Here is an 18,422-nt window from a genome sequence, read left to right on the forward strand (position 1 = left end):
TGCTAAGTTTTGTTAACGCAGACGGGCTAATGTGAAAAAGGTTGTTATATAAATTTTACATACATTCATCTGTCGCTATTACGGGTTATGGATAGCCATGAATAGTACCAATTCCGAATGATAATTTCGTTACGCACAGCACCTCTGTTTTTGTCATCCAGGTATATCCGCATTGATAAGATTTTTATCAACCGCACACCCCCTGAAAGTGGCGTGCGGCCTTTTTTTATTGGTTGTCAGCTGCCGGGTGTCGTCACGTAACGCGCAAATGCCACCAGCTCTTCATGCGTCCAGCTGACCGGATCGGAGCTGTCAGGCGCGGATTCATTCATCATTCCGCTGCCGCCTTCATCCTCCTGCGCATCCGCTTTCTTCCTGCTCTTCTCAAATTCCGCCAGCATCTTGTCGAGCGTGCCGCCGTCCATTTTCAGCTGATCGCTGAACAGGTAGCGCATGAACGTGTCATTTTCCGCCAGCTTGTTGTTGGCCTGTAGCGCGTCCATGACCTGCACCATAAGGGTAATGAAGTTGGCGCGGGCGTCCATTTCGCGGCTTTCTTCTTCCTGAATGGCGGTGTTCATGGAGTTAAACTGCACGACATAGGGCCGATCGTTAACCGGGTACACCTTGCCGTATTTGAACGCTAGGTGAATGTCGATCAGTCGGTAAATCATTTCCTGCGCACCCTGTCGCAGCCACTGCGCCCGGAGTGCCGCCTGAATGGCCGTCTGAATCCAGCCGCCTTCACCCAGTCCGCCAGCCATTTGATCGGCCCAGCCCAGCATAGTTGAGTCTATACCGAGCGCGGCGCACAGCTGGCGCAGGTGAAACATCACGTCCTCAATGCCGGTAATGTCGGCGGGTATCGACTGCGTATCAATCGTAATACCGTTTTTACCGTCACCCATCACAGGAATCACATGGTTCATCACGGTTGGCATGGTGTTACCGTTCACGGCTTTTTTCTGAAGCGCTTCGCCGTGGCGTTTGAGCGTCTGCGAAACGGTGCGGGTGTAGTTCGCTCCGACGACCGGATCGAGTGAGTTGGTGGTCAGGGCAATCAGCCGGTCAATTTTGGCGGCGTTGTAGCGCGTCGCCTTAAGCGCATTCAGCGCGCCGACCAGGTTCAGGAAGGGTTCATAGGCATGCGCCAGGAAGCTGGTGCCGTAGTTCTGCGTCTCCGCAACCTCCTTGTCTTCCTCTTCCGACAGCAGAGAGTAGCCACGATTGCCGGACGTGACCGGCTGCACGTTGCGCGTGGGCGTCCAGTAGGGATTTTTCATCGGGACTAGCGACCACGGCGCAGACAGCGTGCGGGTGTGGGTGTCGGGTGCCAGCACATAATCTCCGCCGAAGCCCACCAGCTGATCGCCTTTGTAAAACTCCTGGATGAAATAGGGCAGCGAGTAATAGCTATTTTCCAGACTGGTGATCCCCTTGCCGGTACGGGCATAGGGGCGGACATAGGAGACGCCGAAAATCGCCATGGTCATAGCCAGCGACGGCAGATGCCGGTTAATCATCGCGCCGAGATCGTCCTGTAGCTCTTTGGCCCTTGCCGCGCCTTCTGTGTATGACGGATCAACCGGCACGATAGAGAACGCCAGACCGGTTTTTTTGTCCGGCGCGAGTGCGTGGCCAATGTGGATATTCAGTGCGGCTGAGCACGTCGGGCTGTTAGCCATTTCCTCCAGAATCGCATAGCGCTGCAGCCGGTCCAGTGGCAGCTCCGCGCCCAGGTAAAGACTGTCGCCGGCAGAGGTCATTTCCCCCGCCTTCCCCTCGTTGTATGCCATTGCCGCCAGCCCGGAGCGAGAGACAACCACGTTTTGCCCGTTAGTCCAGGCGAGGCTTTGCGGTGCATCTGCTGCAGCGCCCCGGAATGCCTGCCTCAGTGCGCCTAAAACAGACAATGCCTTTTTTTTAGTAGCCAAAGTTATACGCCCTATTTAATAAACCTTTAGAATCCGATAAAGCATATTCGCTTTATGCAATCTGAGGGAAAGTTACACAGTGGAAAATCCAGCAAACAGGGCGGTGCAGGAGGCGGGATCGGTTGAGGAACTGATCCGGCTGGTCATGCGCTTGCACAAACAGCGGACCGTAGTCGCGTTTGGCGTGACCAAGCGTGAAGGCGTGAGTCTTCAGCGTGAGCGCCGGAGTGCAAACGACAATGCGATCGCACTGCTTAACTCACTGCCGCAGGGCTTCGACGGCAACAAACTGACTGATGAACAGCGCCGGGTACTGGCGGGCTACAGCGGTGAGGGCGGTCTGGAAGGAAGCGGCGGCAGTCAGTATGAGTACTACACACCGCCATTCATGGCCGAGGGTATATGGGATCTGTTTTCGGATTACGGTATTACCAGCGGTCACATGCTGGAGCCGTCAGCCGGTACCGGCGTTTTTCAGGAGACAAAACCAGCTGGCGCTATGATGACGTCAGCAGAGATTTCTGACACGTCCGGACGTATCAACCAGCTGCTGCACCCGGAGGATGATGTTCGCCTGGGCGCATTTGAGAAGCTGGCGGCATCCGTGCCGGATAACAGCTATGACCACGCCGTAGGTAACGTGCCGTTTGGCGACTCGCGCACAGGCTTTGCCGAGCTCGACCCGGCTTACCGCGATGAAACCAACGTTGGCCATTACTTTGTGATGCGCACCATCGACAAGGTGAAGTACGGCGGGCTGGTGGTGCTGGTGGTTCCTAACGGCATGACCGACGGCGGCGGCAACAACAAGAAGCTGCGCGATCGCGTCTCCCGCGTGGCGGAGTTCCTGGGCGCGCATCGCATGCCGTCCGGCACTTTTGCCGAAAGCGGCACCGCAACGGTGGTGGATGTGTGGGTACTGCGTAAGCATACCGAGGCGCTGACTCAGCTGGTTCATGACAGCGATGATCAGTCTCTTGAGGCGGCAAGCGTGCTGTGGCCAACGTTCATCCGGGGCAAGTGGTTTGAAACCGAAGGCCGTCGCTTTGTTCACGGTGAAACCGAGCGATCTGACTTCAATAATATTCTGGTGGTCAAAAAAGATGGCCAGCTGACTAATGAGGCCATGAAGGCCGCACTGTCACGCCGCTTTGACAGCCGCATTGACTGGGATCAGCTGGGTACCGCTGCTGCTGTCTGGCAGTCGCCGGTTGAAGGCGATAAGCGCCTCCTGGCTGGCGTCTGGCACACCTACGACGGCACCCGGTTTATCAAAGACGCCACCACGGCATCGAGTGGGATTGATGCGAACCGGTTCGGCGCGGCCACGTTTGGCGATCTCCAGACAAAAACGCGCACCATTAACGGCATGCTGTCGCTCGATAGCCGCGAACTGTACGCCGCCAGCATCGAATACCCCCAGCTGTTTGACGATCGCACCCATGCTGCGATCCGTTTCGCCATGCAGCAGAAACCGGGCCACCGCTGGCGCGTTATGCGTGCCTCGATCATCGGTTTGCGTATCAATGACGCGCTGAATACGCAGATGCTGGGCGGCGACGCCAGCGGCATCATTGCCGACGCTGCCCGCCTGGTGAGCGAAGAAGTGGGCCAGTACGGCACGCCGAAAGGCCTGAAACTGGCGGGGCTGTCTGACGCCAGTGCGAAAGGCTGGCTGAGTTTTCAGGCCAACGTGAGCCGTGAGGGCGATCTGTCAGCGCTGCTGAACGGCACAATTGACCGCAGCGAAGCCGTGGCAGTCGATTTCTCCAGCCCGGAGCAGGTGGTATCACACCTTTTCAGCGACGTTGATATGGTCCCGGTTGCGCTGGCCGCTTTCCGTGCCGCGTTTACCGGCCAGCTGCCGGAAGATGACGACGCGCTACTGGCGCACCTGGCGACGTTCCCGGAGATCGCCCTTGATGGCAACGGCAACATCATGCCGCTGGCACGCGCCACCAGCGGCAACGTGCGTGGCAAAGTCTCCCGCCTGGCGGGGCTGATTGATGATGCGCCGGACGGCCCGGTAAAGGCGAACTATGTCCGCCAGCTGGAAGCCATTAACGAGAAGCGCAAGCACACGCCGGTTGAAGACATTACGGTAAACCTCAATGCCCGCTGGCTGGACCGTCGCCTGATCAAAGAGTTCCTGATCGAGCAGGGCTTTGATGACTTCAAATACTCGCAGGATCTGGAAAACGACAATGGCTATCTGACCGCAGAAGACAACTACGCGGGCAAGGACGGCGTTTTCTCTGGCTATCAGGTTCGATCTGTCACCAGCAAAGGCGGCGTGACCGAGTTCAAGCGCGCCAGCTACAAAGACGGCTTCTACAACCAGCTGGAAAATTACCTCAACGGCGTGAAGCCACGCGGGGTAAACGCCAATGTGTACCTGAAGCGAATCAGTGAGCTGGAGTCGCATTTCAATGACTGGCTTCGCACGCATCCGGACGTGGAAAACGTTGTCAGTGATTACAACGACGCCTTTAACGGCTACGTTCCGTTTGAGCACTCTTCTTCCTCGCTGCAGCTGCAGCAGATCAGCGGCAAACGTCTCCCGCTGAGCTATCAGAATGCCGAAGTCCGGCGCCTGTCAGAAGACGGCCGCGGCATCATGGGCTTTGGAACAGGCCTGGGTAAAACCACGACGGCGCTGGCGCTGGAAGCCTACAACTACGAGGTAGGGCGCAGTAAGCGTACCGTTTACGTCGTGCCGAAAGCCGTCCTCCAGAACTGGTATCACGAAGCGCAGAGCTTCTACAGTGCCGAAGCCTTCCAGAACATGCTGTTTGTCGGGCTGGATGAAGTGCGCGGTGAAGATGGCCAGATCATGCAAGCCCAGGAGCGTGACGAGAACAACGAGCCGAAACTGGACAAAGACGGCCAGCCAGTGATGCGTAATGTGGTGAAAGAGTCCGCGGCCGCCACTGTGCTTGAGCGCATGAACATGATCCCGGTCTCCAACTACCGCGCCGTGGTAATGACTAAAGAGCAGTTTGGCGATATCCCGATGCGCCCGGAGACTATTGAGGAAAACTCCAGCCAGGCAGTCTTTAACCAGATTGAGAATGGCCGCACGGACCTGATGAAGTCCACGCACCGCGCCGCCACGTCCCGTAACAAACTCCGCGACAAAGCCGCCGATACCGGCACGAAGAAAAAGAGCCAGATCCCTTACTTTGAGGATATGCACTTTGACAGCGTGATCGCAGACGAAGGGCATAACTACCGCAACTCGCACAGCGCCGGACGCGAAGCAGGCCAGCTGGCCTACCTGCCTAATCCGTCTGTCTCCAAGATTGCCCGCGATATGGCCGTAAAAAGCCAGTACATGATGAAAAAGTACAACGGCCGCGGCGTCGTTATGCTGACCGCAACGCCGCTGGTTAACTCACCGATTGACGCCTTTAACATGCTGTCACACGTCGTGTCGCTGGATGAGTGGAAGGCGATGGGGATACTGACGCCGGATGACTTTGTGCGCGTATTCGGTGAAACCGACACTGTTACTGTCCAGAAGATTTCAGGCGAACTGGAGGACAAGCAGGGGCTGGTAGGCTTCAAAAACCTTGATGGTCTGCGCGGCATCTTCCATCGCTGGACGACGCTTAAATCTGCTGCTGACGTGAAAGACAGCGTGAAGATCCCAGGCCTCGACGAGAAAACCGTTGGCGTGCCGATGACGCGGGACCAGAAGGAGCTTTATGAAGAGCTCCGCGTGCGCGCCAGCCGTATCGGGCAGAAGGAAATCGTACAGGACAATGGTGACGGCCACATTTCCATTGTGCAGAACGACGACGATTTCATTTTCTCTGTTATCCGCGACATGGATAAGGTGGTTATCGATCCGGACCTGTACCGCTCCGCTATCACGTTCCGCTTCCGTGAAGAGGACGTAGAACTAGCGAAACAGGTGGCGCGTGCGCTGCCGGGTGAGGCCGGTGGCCAGCTGCTTGCCGGTGATGATGAAGAGACAGCTGAGGATGCGGAAACCGGCCTTACCGATACGCGCACCAGCAAGGTAGTCAAAACCACGCTGAAGGATCGCGGGGGCGTCGTGGAGCTGGTGGTGAGCGACACGCTGGAGCAGCAGGTACTGGACGCAATCGCTGCTGCCGGTATCAGTATGCAAAACGTCTCACACCCGGTACCGCCAAAGTATGCCGCGTTGATTGAGAACCTGAAGGCAGGCCTGCCGGACGGTAAGCAGATCATTTTCATGGATGAGAAGTCCCAGCACAACAAGCTGCGCCGCATTATCGCCAGCGCCCTGGGCCTGACAGAGCAGCAGATAGGCATTATCAACGCTACAACAGTCAGCCAGGCGTCCGGCGTGAAAGTGAAGCCCGTGAAGAAACCGGTTGAGCCGGTGGAGAAAGCGGACGGCAGTTTTAAGGACGGTGCATGGGACAAGTATTATCAGGATCTGGCGCGCTATGAGGATTATCAGGCCGCAATGAGTGACGCCTCGCTGGCCGGTATGGAAGGGATCGCCGCCGACTACAACGAAGGCCGCACGCCAATCATCATCTGCAATAAAAAGGCCGAAGTGGGGATCAACCTGCACAAAGGCACCGCCGATACGCACCATCTGACACTCCCCTGGACGCCAGCAAGTATCGACCAGCGTAACGGACGCGGCGCCCGCGTGGGCTCTGAGCGCGACACCATGCGCGTGCATTACTACTGTGGCAAAGGGTCATTTGACGAGTTCCGCCTGGAGACGCTGCAGCGCAAGAAAAACTGGATCAACGACGTCATGAAATCTGACGTATCCAGCATCAGAAACGGTGATGTGGAGTCCAAAGAAGAGCAGAGCCTGCTGCTGGCCGCTAACCCGGAAGAGCGCCGCGCTCGCGTGGATGCACAGCTGAAAGCTAAGCGTGAAGCGGACCGCCAGCAGGCCGAGCGTGAAGCCGCTGCCGCGCTGGATATCTACCTGAAGGCAAGCGTTGCGGCTGCTACCCCCGTAGAAGTACTGGAAGACAACATTACCAAGCTGTCTGCTGCCTTTGATGCGATCAACGGCGATGTTGATGGCTTTCGCGAGGATGTCACCGAAGCTGAAGCCGCCTATAACCTTGAAGTTGAGAAGTATGGCAAACGGTCAGCGGATCAATGGCGCGGTCAGGATCGTCGCGTAGCGCGTGCTGCACTGCGTGATGGCCTGGCGAAGCAGAAGAAGCTGGAGCAGGAGCTGGGCGGCGCACGTAAGGCACTCACTCGTTCCAAAAGTGCGGCCAGCACCATCAAGCGCTCCCGCGGGGAAGTAGAGCGCGCCATTAAGTCAGGCACACTTGAAGTCGATCCGGACGTGCTGCGCGCCCCGGAGCAGTACATGAAACTGCCTGATGGCCAGCTGCTACGAATTGGCGCGACATATGAAATCTGGCTCAACGATGACCGCGAAGAAAAGGGCGTATTCCAGATTCGTAAATTCTTCCCGGAGAAAAATACGGTTGAGGTAGAGCTTATCCATAAGCCGCTGCGCTGCTATACCGGTCCGAACGTAGGCGGCTTAGCTGAAATGCCGTCTGCGCTGGTGGGCGATCGCGTGGATATCACCAGTGACCAGGCAAAAGCGCTCCAGACAGCTGCGAAAGGCATCGAGCCGACAGACCTGGCTGACACGCTGAGCCGTGCTGACTTCTACGCGGCCATTCACGCGGGCGTCCTGAATGTGCGCACAGACGGATGGCTGTACCGCGACAGTGACGGCAGGCTGAAACTGGCTTACCTCAGCGGCACGATCAGCGCCAGCGAAGAGCGACCGGCTGAAACGTGGCTGTATCCGGACCACAGCGACGAGCAGCTGAAGCGCGAGCTTTATCAGTACAGCGTTGATAACAACATCTACAGCGCGCAGGGTTTCTTTAAGGCGATGTTTGGCCGCAACTACGACACGGCATTGCAGGCTTACGGGAAGCAGGCGGGCATGGCAGACGTGGTTAAAGTCTTTAAGCGGCTGGTGGCTGAGTTTGAAGCAAACGACTCCAGAAAGCGGACGATGACCGGCGCAACGGATGCAGAAGCGCACGCCGCTTTCCTGGGCGCAGCGCAGGATCGTTACTACTGGAGCAACGTGATCAGTGTTCGCCAGTTCCGTAACGGTATGGAAGGTTTCTCCAACCGTAACGAGTATGAGGTGATATTCGATCAGCTGCGTAACGAGATGGCCGACGGCAAGATGCAGGCAATCAGGTCACTGACAGAGCAGTATGCCGCCGCGGCGCTGCAGCAGTTCCGCCAGATGAGCGAAAGTGACAGCCAGGCAGGGGTTGCTGTGCTGCTGGTTAAGTCAAAGTTTGACGCACAATCTGACATTACACGACCGGCCACCATTACCGAATCGCCTGCGGCAGTTTATCTGCGTGCCGGCGTTTCACTGGGCGCGCTCGATGAAGCAGCGATCAGTGCCGAAACGTTTACCTCATCCTCCGCCATTATGAGCCGGTTAAATGAGGTTTATGCGTGGCTGGAGCAGATCGAGAAAGGCGGATACCGGGATTACGCTGTAACGTGGGATGACTACAAAGGGATGATTACCGGCAAGCTGTCACCTGATGCTGTGAAGGCGCGCCGCGACGAGGCTCAAAGACTAGCAGCGGCAGCGGCAACGACCGTGCGCACCGCACAGGTACAGAAGCAGTCCGATGGCTTCCAGGTCATGAAAAACGAGCAGGAGCTGGTGGCTTCGCGCAAGTGGAGGAACCGCACCTTTAAAATCGACTTCCCGGCTGGTGGTGCCTACGTGCTGACGGATACCAGCGACACGCCGGTACTCAAGCGTAAAGCAGTGCGTGACCTCATAAAGGAGAAATACGGCGCGAAATTCTGGAACTTTGAAGAAGATCCGGTAGCCGGAAACGAGTTCACACAAGCCGCCTGGCTTATCCCTTCCTCCCATGATCTCGATGCGTTACGCAGCGATATTGTAAACGCATAATTCAGGAGCGGCCCGCGAGGGCCGTCTAATATGACCACACTGATTGATACCATCAAGCCAACTGAGACTTACATTGAAAGCCTGCTACCACTGGCGCTGGACGGGCGTACCGAAGAAGTATTTTTAGTAAACTATCTGGAAAATTTAGTAAAGCGCGTCAGCAGTACAAGGTTTGCGTATCGGGCATTTGGCCCGTGGTGGCCTGCAGTCAAAACGTTATTGCTGGAGCGTGCTACTACTAAATTTGGGCAGGTAGTTGAAAGTGATGTAGCTGAAATATACTCGCTTTCACGTCCTGCTCTGACGGTCATAGCTGCGCACCTGTACGCTGACGACCGGACAGAAAATGATGCCGTATTCAGCGCGGTGCATCTGCTTCCTGTAATGCCGTCGGCAGATGATACTGAACCTTACATGTACGTCAGCTATGATGAATCCATAGAGAAAAGAAGATTTTAGGAGATACCGTGCCGCGAGAGAATAAACACCTTAAGCTGGAGGAGCTGGAAGCCTATGCCTATGTGAATGGCGCTGAGCTGAGTTTTTACCCCCCAACTGGGGTATTTACGATGCGAGATCGCCAGAATAGTGAAACATGGGTTTGGGTTATTAATCCTTACACACAGGAGAGAGTTAAGCGGGTACGGGAACTGGATAAAAGTAGCTGGATTTTCGCACTACAGGACGCATTAGCACGTCTGAAAAATGCCGGAGAAGCCTTGCCACAGATGAAAAGTGACGAAAAGTCGTGATTTTAATTGACGGTAAATTAGAAAACCCTTAGATTGCATTAAGCAGCTAAGGCGGCGACCAAGAAAAAGCCCGACCATATGGCCGGGCTTTCACTTTTGCAGGGGTTCAGTTTGGCGACGTACACCCCTGCGCACAACAGAGAGAATATAACATGAAAAATTTTGCGCAGCGTGATTTTGTTAATGCCACCTCAAACAAGGCTATTACGGCAAAAGTCACGCCTTTTTCTAATGTGATCGGCAGATTCTTCACACTTTGCCTTAGCACAATCGGTCTTATCTATACCCTGGCGTTCATGTGGATGGCTCACCAGTAAAAAGGTAACTGCCTGTAATGACTATCTTTCAAAGATGTAGATTACAGGCTTGTTTTTTCCCGTCTCAGCGTTAAAAATACCCCCCAACGCAGATCCATCTTTTAGACTAATTAATCATCGGTTGGCAAATCCGGATATGCGCTTCAGTGAAGAGTGGTTGCACTCTTATAAAAAAAATCAAAAAAACCGCACCAGAACAGCAGAAAAATCTGCTGGCGGAGCGTCGGTAAAATCCGGCAAAGCGTCTGCATGGTTGGCGGCAGTTATTGAAATATCGGTTCACGCAAAAGCGCTGGCCGCTCTCGTCAAAAATCCCGATCTGCGCAAAGGCAGGCAAGAGCATTACGATCAGGTTCGAATCTTTGACCATTTTCACCGTCACAACAGGGTTATTTATGACCATCTGTTTGCCGTACCTAACGGAGGATTTCGCTTAAAGGCGACCGCCGCAGCAATTGAGGCTGAAGGCGCAAAGCGGGGCGTTCCGGATATGTCCCTGGAAATACCGGCAGGCGTCTATCACGGAATGCGTGTAGAGCAGAAACACGGTAAGCGTATGCCTTCAGAGCATCAGGTGACGTGGATGCGTCGCCTTAAGGAGCAGGGGTATTACGTTCTTTTATCATTTTCACCTGAAGAAACAATCAGCGTGATGGAACAGTATGCGGTTCTTAAAGCAGGTGAAGTAATGCCAGCACATGAGAACGACGGATTCTGGAGCGAATAAGTGCTTTTTGATGCGCAATTTTTTACCGGATGCCCCACGTTCGAGCAGTATGCGCGCCGTAATAAGACGCGAAACAGCTTGGGACGGGGGCTTTCGGTTTTTGCCGACATTGCTATGGACGTCGGCATTTTCAAAGTACCGAAGCAGGAGCTTATGACGCGCAGCGGCATGAGCAACCGCCAGCTGAATTATTTCGGCGGCGTGAAGGGGATTAGCTACATCTTGAGAAAATCATTAACAGAAGGACGCGGACGCATGACAACGGCACAGATCGAAGGTTTGAGCAAAATTGGAATCGGTGCCATTACATGCAGCTACGACCAGGCCTTACTGAGAATGAAAGAAGATCCGGAATTGCTGATGCGTCGGGAAGCGTGGGAGGCGGGTTATTTTGTGTCGCTTGAGCAGGAGCATGAAGGCTGTGACGTGCTGATGCTGACCCGACCGGACGGCGGCGTGGAAATGCACGACCTGAGCATTAACGATATGCGCGTAACTGACTGGGTGGAAGTCGCCTGATGGGCCAGAATAAGCCATTTCACTATCATACGATTTGCTACATGGGTGATAACGGTAAGATGCGATCCGGGGTTGTCCAGTTGGCCACACGTCAGATATCCCGTCAGGCGCTGGAGAACGTTCGGGCTACGCTGAGCTTTGACGAAAACGCAGTACTGGTCTCGCATAGCTACCTGGGGCGGATGACGCAGGCAGAGTATGAGTCAGGCGATATCAAAGTACCCTCTGTATTGCTGAACGTATTGATGATCGTCACTGCTGCTGCCTTAGTCATAACGGCGTTGAAACTGCTGTAATCCTTTGCTGGTGGCAGAGTCCGGAACAATGCCACCAGCTATCCCCCCCCCCTAAATCATTAATTGAAATCTAAGAAAACTCTTAGACAGTGGTCAATTTCGGGTTATCATCCGCCGCAAATAACACGCGGATCTGATAACACATTATGACTACTCTCGCTCCACTCCAGCAGCTGCAAAATCTCCCTGAATGCAACGTTGATGACGATGTACTTCACCAGGCCTTTGTCACCGCCTACGGCCAGCTTAATTCCGTCCGTAAACGCCTGACGCTCGATGACCTGGAGCTGCGCCTTCTTGATAACTGCACTAATGCGCTGGAGCAGATCCAGATCGATATCGGTATGCGCCTCAATTATGAAGCGGATACCTACAATCTGATGTTAGAAGCGCTGGAGCAGGTACAGCAGCAGCTGGCCGTGCAGTCCGCACTGCATAACGAAGTAACGAAAATCCGTCTCGATGCGCAGAACGCCATTGAAGAAGCCAGAGACGCGGCAAAAGAAAGCATGCTGGAAGCAGAGAACCGCGCAATCAGAGCGGAAACGAAGCTGCAGAATATGGAGTCAGCCCTGACGACCGCACAGCTGGCCCTAGCCACGCTGAATCAGGAGCACTCGCAGTATCGCCGTAAGCACCCTGAACGCCTGGCAACTGACCTGAACGAGCGGGACAAAACCATTTCGCAAATGCGCGCTGACCGCAAAAAGGAAAGCGTTAAACGCCAGGACTTACAGAGCAAACTGAACATCGCGGATAAGGTTGTAGGCGATGAGCGCCGCCAGCGCGCTGAGACGGCTAACGATCTGCTTAAGACAACCGCGCTGTATAACCACCTGAAAGAGCGCGTCGATTTTCACGATGGCCGGGAAGACGTGCAGCAGTTCCTACTTCAGCTGCCGGACGGCTCCGGTGACGTGGGCTGCTATATCTACAACTTCCACTTTGGTCTGAGCGTCTTCCACGGCATCCGCGACGTCTCTATTGAGACGGCTGATTTCCATTTCCAGATCCGCACCGCGATGATGCTGGCAATGGACGTAGTGCCAGGTATATGGGGCAATCCGGTATTCCGCCTGCTGCCGGATCTTGAGCCGATGTGGGATACCGCTGTTAACGACGAGCTCCACGCACGGATCATGAAGCGCGTAGCGCAGGATTTCCCGCGTCTCCACCAGCGCATTCTGGATGGCAAAGCCGCGCCGGTCTCTGAGCTGGCCATACCGACACGCGCCCTTAACGCACTGACTAAGGCCGGATATGAGACGGTTGCCGATGCTGGTGGCGAGCTGCCTGCTGAGCTGGCGAAAGTGAAGGGGCTAAGCGAGGCTTCTGTGATGGAGATCCGCGCTGCCGTGAACAGCTGGTGCATAAAATGGGCGAAAGCCAACGGCGATATTGAGAACATTACAAACCCGAAAGTAAAGCGCCGCTAACTCTCATATACCTCTCTACATTCGCTTTGAAAATCTAAGAAAACTCTTAGATTTTCATTGCTTCATAACTCCGTTTTGTGTACATTTCTCCCCGCTGACAAGGGCATCACGACTCTATACAAAATCATGGTAGGCATTTGGCGGGTTAGGCATAACTGTCTGTTTAATCCGCGTTTTTTCACATATCAAAGTCTATTCCAGAGTAGGCTTTGCTGTGTGTAGGATTTTATGCCCGGTAGTTTCCGGGCTTTTTTTCAGGTTCAGCCGTGAGCGCATCAAGGTGTGCTGACGGCTGAAACGGGGAAACGCTTCGGCAGCGAGGCAAACGCAATGCAAATCTGGCAGGTGCCTCCACACCTATTTGTTACGCAAGCGGGCAGGTTGACCAGATACCTAAGTGTCCGCGCCGGGTATGCACCGGCAATTATTCAGCAGGTTTAGCTCAGTCGGTAGAGTGTTCCATTGTCGGCGGTTCAATTCCGCCAACCTGCACCAGTTCGTAACGGGCCGCCCCCGGTTATTAGCTTTTTCCGGGTGTGTTATGAGTAGGGTGAACGGCAAGTAGCCCCTCCTGTCATGGCAGTGAACGCGGTTGATGGACTAATCCCGCGCATAGAACGCCCCATGAGGCTTAAACATGTTCCCGCCTGATCCTCGTAAGGGATCACCATTTGTGAGCGCGCTGGTGCTTCTGTCGTTTTACTGGCGTTTGGCGAAAGATTACCTCTGTCAGCGCGCTCACAAATGGGGGAATGCGGCTATGCGCACGCGGGACGGAACAGTTACCTGACGTTTTGCAAATTCCTTTACATGACCCGTCCGTAGATTCCGTATCGGACAGCTGGTGGCACCAGCCCCCCATGCATTACACGTCAACACCAGGCGATGCCCTGTTTACTGGCTAATTTGGCTGGTGGCGGGGCAGGGTATCGGCAGACCTCAACACGCCGTGACTGCTGGTAAAGTCCAGCCCATAACGGCGAGGACACTGGCAGGTGACTGAAAATAACACCTGGCGCGTGGTTGCTCAGTGTTCTCGACCGTTGTGGTGATCGCTTTAACACACCGTAGGAGTTGTGGATCTGGAATCCACGGGGCGAAAGCCTTGTCTGTGAATCAACACAGGCGGTCAGCGATGGGCTGCGAAAGCAAAGCGGGTTTAAGTCCCGCCTCATTGAACAATCGCGCTAACGGAAAACGATCACAACAACCTCATTCCCCCACGACAGGACACGATATGTCGTTATCAGAGTTTGCTGCAGAACACCCGTTTCTCACCGTGATTTACGCGCTGGTGGCTATCTACGGTATCGAGACGTTCATCAAGGCGGCAAGAGGCGGCATGAAAAAGCACCGCCGCAAATAAGGCATACCAACAGGAAAGAGCATTGATGCTTTGCGCAAAGCGCCATTGGACTAGGAATGGTCAGTGCTCTATCCGTTGTGGTGCATTCGCAGTTGCTGCTGCGATCGCAAGACTGGCCCCCGCTTCCTTCAGTCGCGTACACAGGGGTTGAGCCGCCAGTAACCAGATGACCAGTCACTTGAGAGGTTACTTGCCGGGTATGGCACCGGCCACCACTAACGCTTTAACCGACATATCAGGCATCATCAGTGTCATACAGTCAGTTTATCCGGACGCAGAGCGCATGAGTGATAGCACCTACACAAAGACCATCAGAGCTATGCAGTTTGCCATGTTTCACTGCCTGCTGAATGCCGGACTGTTTGCCGGTCATAAATGGCTTATCGCGCAGCTGGTGGCGGGCTGATACAGGACAACAGGTAAGAGTGCCTGCAACGTGCTTTTACCGTTGTGTTGTCGCTTAAGGGGAGCAGCCGCCGTTTCATTGAATAGCCGTAAGGCCTGATGGGGACAGACGGACGGTAGCCGGTTCGAATCCGGGCAGCACAATCCTATTACAGCCAACCGGCCACGCGCCGGCGCAGGCGCAGGCTTCAGATTATCTCCGTGCGTATCCCACGCCGGACTTAACCAGGTGAACTTTAATCACCGGCACCTGCCGGGGATTCTGCACGCCTGCAGGAAGAGAAAACGCATGAAAAAGATCGCACTGATGGGCGCATTGATGGGAAGTCTCAGCTGGGTAGCCCGCCGCCCCCCAACCGTTCCCGTTCCGCAGGTAAGAACATTGCTGGTGAGCGATACCAGGCCACCGGCGCAGGAAGAGATCGAACAGGGAATACGTCGCTTGGCCACAAGCATTGCGGAAGCACAACAGCACCGGGCCACCGAAAAGAAACGCAGACAAGCAGCGCATAAGCGCAAACAAAAACGAGGCTACTGATAATGATGACCGCTCAACAATTAAATGCCACGATCGCTATGTTCGCAGACGCCGAAGCTGACTACGCAGGCGACTATATGGCACTTCTGGCGGTCATTGCCCGTCTTGGATACACCATTACAGATACGTCCGAGACCAAAAACACCGGATATGCCGCCGTTATCAGCAAAAGCGGCCTGACAATGACCGGTTATGGCGAAACCCTGAACCACGCCGCCTGTGTCGCGCTGATTAAGCTGAACGATTTGATCCTGCATAATGAAGCGATGATTGAGAAGGGCGAACTGAATTTCAGGCAGGAGCATGCACCGTTGGCCGTGGCCCAGCTATGGCTGACAGAAGGCTGTAAGGTGGCGCGAGAAGCATGGGGAAAGGGTGTTTATCTGCGACTCAACAGAGGCATGATACGCTCAGCGCTGAGCGGGGCAGACCTGTATGGCGTACCGGCTCGCTACTTTGACTGTAATCCGAAGGCTACTGTCACGCAGATGCCTCAGCTTTTACTTATTGACGCCGAAAGGCTGACTGTCTCCGACTGGTCGCCTGCTTCTACCGATCTTCTCGCATGCGACTGGAAGCTGGTCTAATAGAGGCAATGATAATCAGTAGTCTGGACGTGACATAGTAACTTTATGATTCAGAGTAGTTAGCCACCACCTGATACACGATCGCCGGGTGAATACCCTCATCCGGCACCCGGAAAACATTGCGCATCGTTCAAACTCTAAGTAACACATCCGGTTTATCCGTGATAATACAGCCCGGAACTATAACTTATTGTGGCCCTACTGAAGGCCGTTAAGAGTGCTGGAGTACACTGCCAGTACTGCGATCTTCACATCCTTATAAAGCCCACCAGCCAGTTTAGCCTTACGCCTGTCATAGCCAGAATCATCCTGAAAACCCATTCATACCTGCTAATAATGGCGATATTTACATCGTTCGCACTTGCTCGGATTACACAATCCTTAGAATTGCTTGTAGTTAATTCAAGCGGAGCAGTACATGGAACAAAAGGTGAGCAGTATAGAGGTAGCCGATCTGTTAATACGCAGACGGGACTACATGACAGTGGCCGAAGTCACTAAGCTGGTGGAAACTGAATACCCGCACTTAGTGGTGAATACCGGCATTATCTCCAATATCCTGCGCTCCTTTGTTCGTTCGCCGTTCGCACAATGCCGTGTACATCCCGACGCGTATCCCCGCCAGTATCGGCTGGAGGCCATGAACGGCTATATCTTCAAGGTACGCGGAAGAAAGGATCTCAATTACGGTTCGCTGTGTGTGGAAAGCGCCACGAAGCAGGTTCTACAGAAAAAGGAAATGGAGCAAATGTCGGTGTGCGCAATGGCAAGGGAACTGATGGATATGTGCAGAAGGGGAAGGATAGAGAATGCCCCGCTCATGTGAACGGGGCTAAGGTAATCAGGACTATCCGGCGTTCTTTTTGTTAGCCGCAAGCAGGCTGCGTGCTTTGCCTGCTTTAGCCATTGACGGACCGCCCCATGCCTGTGGCTTATCATCATCGTCTGATGACTCAGATGTACTCCGGGCAGGAGCAGCAACGGGCTGCGCAGGCTCACTGGCAGTAGCTACCGGCTCAGCTGGCAGGGCTTCTGCTGCTGGTGGCGCTACTGACTCTGGCATAGACTGTTCTGCCGCTGGTGGGGCTGACTGTACGCCTGCTGGCGCAGCAGCAACCGGCACACCAGCGCTTTCACCCAGCAGAGCGCTGATCATGGTAAGCAGACGCTGCAGGCGCTCACGCTCAGACATTTTCAGGAACTTCTTTCCGTCCGTTGTCTGCAACAGCTCGATGACGGGACTCAGGCCCATTTCATCCAGCGCGTAGCCACTGCGTACCAGCCGCACCAGGTAGCTACGCTTCGCCGCGTTGGTCTGTAACCGGTTATATTCAGCCAGAGCAGCGCCGGTGAGTAACCCGTCGTCCTCCAGCCCACTTAATCTTAATACCTGACTCATAGTTAACCTTTATCGCTGGCGCGGCTTTTAATATCGCTTACTTTTGCCGTCTCTTTGATCGTTTCACGCAGCTCATCCTCTGACGACATAAGCGCCATGAATACGCCACGCGCAATGGAAAGCTCTGGCTGTGCCGGAATGATGACCATATCGTGCCAGTCAGCTGTATGGTCGCTCAGGCCTGCCTGACGGCCAGCCAGATAGTTAGCACCGCCACCAACAACCAGAACAGCATCAAGGGCAATTACGTTGCGCAGTAAAGAACGCACGTCACGCCAGATTTCTGACGCCAGTTCACCCGCAGCCTGATCGATAACGCTGGTTACGTCGATACGCTTGTCTTTAGCGGCTTCCATACGTGAACCGATATAGCCCTGACGAATAATGTCGTCCACGATGCCAACCGGAATTTCTTCGGCGTTGAATGAGCGTCCGGAAGTCTTTTCAAACTCCTGCAGCAGCACCAGAACGCGGTTGATCATCTTCTGAATGCCGTGCTCAAAGCTGGCCTTTTTAATTGGCACAAGCTCTTCATCCACGATAGCGATATCACAGGTGAATCTGCCGATATCAATCACCAGAATGGTCTGTGCCTGCTCCAGATCAGGAAACTCTGTCTGTGCGGCCAGAATCGCCGGTACGGCTTCCGGGAAGACTTCAACGTGTCTGATACGCGCTGGCGCGACGTCGCCGCTGTAGTTGCGAACAGGCTTTTTCAGGCTTTCAACTTTGCGGTTGATACGGTCCTGATTGATAACGCCGGTGCCGCTGTAGAACTGACCGATTGGCAGGGTTTCACCCAGGATGACGTCGCAATCCACGATGCCAGCACGTTTCAGGCATTCGTGAACCAGCACGCGGTGTGGGGCAGAAATCTGGTAGTCCGGGTCGCAGGTGTCGTACAGGTCAGTAAAGCCCTTTTTAACGACGGTATAGGCTGCTTCGTTCCCGTTATCATTTTCGGTAAACCAGGTAGCTGACGCATGGTTTGAGTAGGACTGCTGGTGGCCTTCATGGACCAGTGAGGGGGTAATGAGGGAAAGCCATTGGCCGTTTTCCTCATAGGCAATCGTAACGTTACCTGAACCCGCATCTACAGCTACTAAAACAGCTTTTTTATTAGTCATTTAAATTATCCAGTGGTTTATTTCGTACTTTGATTGAGGTTTAAAAGTATCACTAATTTTAAAAAAATGA

Annotated in this window: 16 protein-coding genes and 1 tRNA gene; 14 read left to right on the top strand and 3 right to left on the bottom strand. The window is 54.4% G+C overall.

The genetic code is table 11. The annotated features are described in order from the left end of the window. Positions 1-236: 236 nt before the first annotated feature. Positions 237-1,934 carry a phage portal protein gene (locus EE896_RS22145; RefSeq protein ID WP_140916578.1) on the bottom strand — a complete coding sequence of 566 codons (1,698 nt, stop codon included), beginning with the start codon at positions 1,932-1,934 and terminating at the stop codon, positions 237-239. A 79-nt stretch (positions 1,935-2,013) separates the two neighbouring features. Here EE896_RS22145 and EE896_RS22150 point away from each other — a divergent pair, with 79 nt between their 5' ends. The 14 genes from EE896_RS22150 to EE896_RS22205 all read left to right on the top strand — a co-directional run bounded on the left by EE896_RS22150 (position 2,014) and on the right by EE896_RS22205 (position 16,652). Then, on the top strand, positions 2,014-8,883 hold the full coding sequence (locus tag EE896_RS22150; protein ID WP_140916577.1) for an SNF2-related protein: 6,870 nt from the start codon (positions 2,014-2,016) through the stop codon (positions 8,881-8,883). Between the two features lie 30 nt (positions 8,884-8,913). Continuing rightward, complete coding sequence (locus EE896_RS22155; RefSeq protein WP_122889956.1) at positions 8,914-9,342, top strand: olxA; 429 nt, start codon at positions 8,914-8,916, stop codon at positions 9,340-9,342. 8 nt (positions 9,343-9,350) lie between these two features. Continuing rightward, entirely contained in the window at positions 9,351-9,635 is a 285-nt protein-coding gene (locus EE896_RS22160) for a hypothetical protein (protein WP_122889957.1), read from the top strand. A gap of 152 nt (positions 9,636-9,787) precedes the next feature. Next, positions 9,788-9,952 carry a hypothetical protein gene (locus EE896_RS22165; RefSeq protein WP_153574593.1) on the top strand — a complete coding sequence of 55 codons (165 nt, stop codon included), beginning with the start codon at positions 9,788-9,790 and terminating at the stop codon, positions 9,950-9,952. Between the two features lie 49 nt (positions 9,953-10,001). Then, entirely contained in the window at positions 10,002-10,679 is a 678-nt protein-coding gene (locus EE896_RS22170) for a PDDEXK family nuclease (RefSeq protein WP_306280952.1), read from the top strand. Then, positions 10,680-11,198 carry a hypothetical protein gene (locus tag EE896_RS22175; RefSeq protein WP_140916575.1) on the top strand — a complete coding sequence of 173 codons (519 nt, stop codon included), beginning with the start codon at positions 10,680-10,682 and terminating at the stop codon, positions 11,196-11,198. It abuts the gene before it with no gap. Continuing rightward, a complete protein-coding gene (locus EE896_RS22180; protein ID WP_122889960.1) occupies positions 11,198-11,494 on the top strand; it encodes a hypothetical protein in 297 nt (98 codons plus the stop codon). The genes EE896_RS22175 and EE896_RS22180 overlap by 1 nt, the downstream gene beginning before the upstream one ends. Before the next feature lie 146 nt (positions 11,495-11,640). Next, a complete protein-coding gene (locus EE896_RS22185) occupies positions 11,641-12,930 on the top strand; it encodes a DNA-directed RNA polymerase subunit alpha C-terminal domain-containing protein (protein ID WP_122889961.1) in 1,290 nt (429 codons plus the stop codon). Positions 12,931-13,361: 431 nt separating this feature from the next. Further along, positions 13,362-13,425 (top strand) — tRNA-OTHER (locus EE896_RS22190). Between the two features lie 742 nt (positions 13,426-14,167). Continuing rightward, on the top strand, positions 14,168-14,296 hold the full coding sequence (locus EE896_RS22815) for a hypothetical protein (RefSeq protein ID WP_258317812.1): 129 nt from the start codon (positions 14,168-14,170) through the stop codon (positions 14,294-14,296). Positions 14,297-14,579: 283 nt separating this feature from the next. Further along, positions 14,580-14,702, top strand: a complete 123-nt coding sequence (locus EE896_RS22820) for a hypothetical protein (protein ID WP_258317811.1) — start codon at positions 14,580-14,582, stop codon at positions 14,700-14,702. A 288-nt stretch (positions 14,703-14,990) separates the two neighbouring features. Continuing rightward, positions 14,991-15,239 carry a hypothetical protein gene (locus EE896_RS22195; RefSeq protein WP_140916574.1) on the top strand — a complete coding sequence of 83 codons (249 nt, stop codon included), beginning with the start codon at positions 14,991-14,993 and terminating at the stop codon, positions 15,237-15,239. 2 nt (positions 15,240-15,241) lie between these two features. Further along, positions 15,242-15,826: a Thoeris anti-defense Tad2 family protein gene (locus EE896_RS22200; RefSeq protein WP_140916573.1), complete on the top strand. Its 585-nt coding sequence runs from the start codon at positions 15,242-15,244 to the stop codon at positions 15,824-15,826. Positions 15,827-16,244: 418 nt separating this feature from the next. Continuing rightward, entirely contained in the window at positions 16,245-16,652 is a 408-nt protein-coding gene (locus tag EE896_RS22205) for a late promoter activating protein (protein WP_122889967.1), read from the top strand. A gap of 21 nt (positions 16,653-16,673) precedes the next feature. Here EE896_RS22205 and EE896_RS22210 read toward each other — a convergent pair whose 3' ends face one another. Both EE896_RS22210 and parM read right to left on the bottom strand, forming a co-directional pair. Further along, positions 16,674-17,225, bottom strand: coding sequence for an SAM domain-containing protein (locus EE896_RS22210; protein WP_140916572.1), 552 nt, complete (start codon positions 17,223-17,225; stop codon positions 16,674-16,676). Between the two features lie 2 nt (positions 17,226-17,227). Then, positions 17,228-18,352: a ParM/StbA family protein gene (gene parM / locus EE896_RS22215; RefSeq protein WP_039661230.1), complete on the bottom strand. Its 1,125-nt coding sequence runs from the start codon at positions 18,350-18,352 to the stop codon at positions 17,228-17,230. Between the last annotated feature and the right edge of the window lie 70 nt (positions 18,353-18,422).

Origin of the sequence: Pantoea eucalypti, assembly GCF_009646115.1 — a bacterium.
Lineage (GTDB): Bacteria > Pseudomonadota > Gammaproteobacteria > Enterobacterales > Enterobacteriaceae > Pantoea > Pantoea eucalypti.

What these genes read in the sequence shown, in the direction of transcription:
- EE896_RS22155 (WP_122889956.1), top strand. Translation starts at nt 8,914, where the DNA reads ATGACCACACTGATTGATACCATCAAGCCAACTGAGACTTACATTGAA.
- EE896_RS22165 (WP_153574593.1), top strand. Translation starts at nt 9,788, where the DNA reads ATGAAAAATTTTGCGCAGCGTGATTTTGTTAATGCCACCTCAAACAAG.
- EE896_RS22180 (WP_122889960.1), top strand. Translation starts at nt 11,198, where the DNA reads ATGGGCCAGAATAAGCCATTTCACTATCATACGATTTGCTACATGGGT.
- EE896_RS22185 (WP_122889961.1), top strand. Translation starts at nt 11,641, where the DNA reads ATGACTACTCTCGCTCCACTCCAGCAGCTGCAAAATCTCCCTGAATGC.
- EE896_RS22815 (WP_258317812.1), top strand. Translation starts at nt 14,168, where the DNA reads ATGTCGTTATCAGAGTTTGCTGCAGAACACCCGTTTCTCACCGTGATT.
- EE896_RS22820 (WP_258317811.1), top strand. Translation starts at nt 14,580, where the DNA reads ATGAGTGATAGCACCTACACAAAGACCATCAGAGCTATGCAGTTTGCC.
- EE896_RS22195 (WP_140916574.1), top strand. Translation starts at nt 14,991, where the DNA reads ATGAAAAAGATCGCACTGATGGGCGCATTGATGGGAAGTCTCAGCTGG.
- EE896_RS22200 (WP_140916573.1), top strand. Translation starts at nt 15,242, where the DNA reads ATGATGACCGCTCAACAATTAAATGCCACGATCGCTATGTTCGCAGAC.
- EE896_RS22205 (WP_122889967.1), top strand. Translation starts at nt 16,245, where the DNA reads ATGGAACAAAAGGTGAGCAGTATAGAGGTAGCCGATCTGTTAATACGC.
- EE896_RS22210 (WP_140916572.1), bottom strand. Translation starts at nt 17,225, where the DNA reads ATGAGTCAGGTATTAAGATTAAGTGGGCTGGAGGACGACGGGTTACTC.
- parM (WP_039661230.1), bottom strand. Translation starts at nt 18,352, where the DNA reads ATGACTAATAAAAAAGCTGTTTTAGTAGCTGTAGATGCGGGTTCAGGT.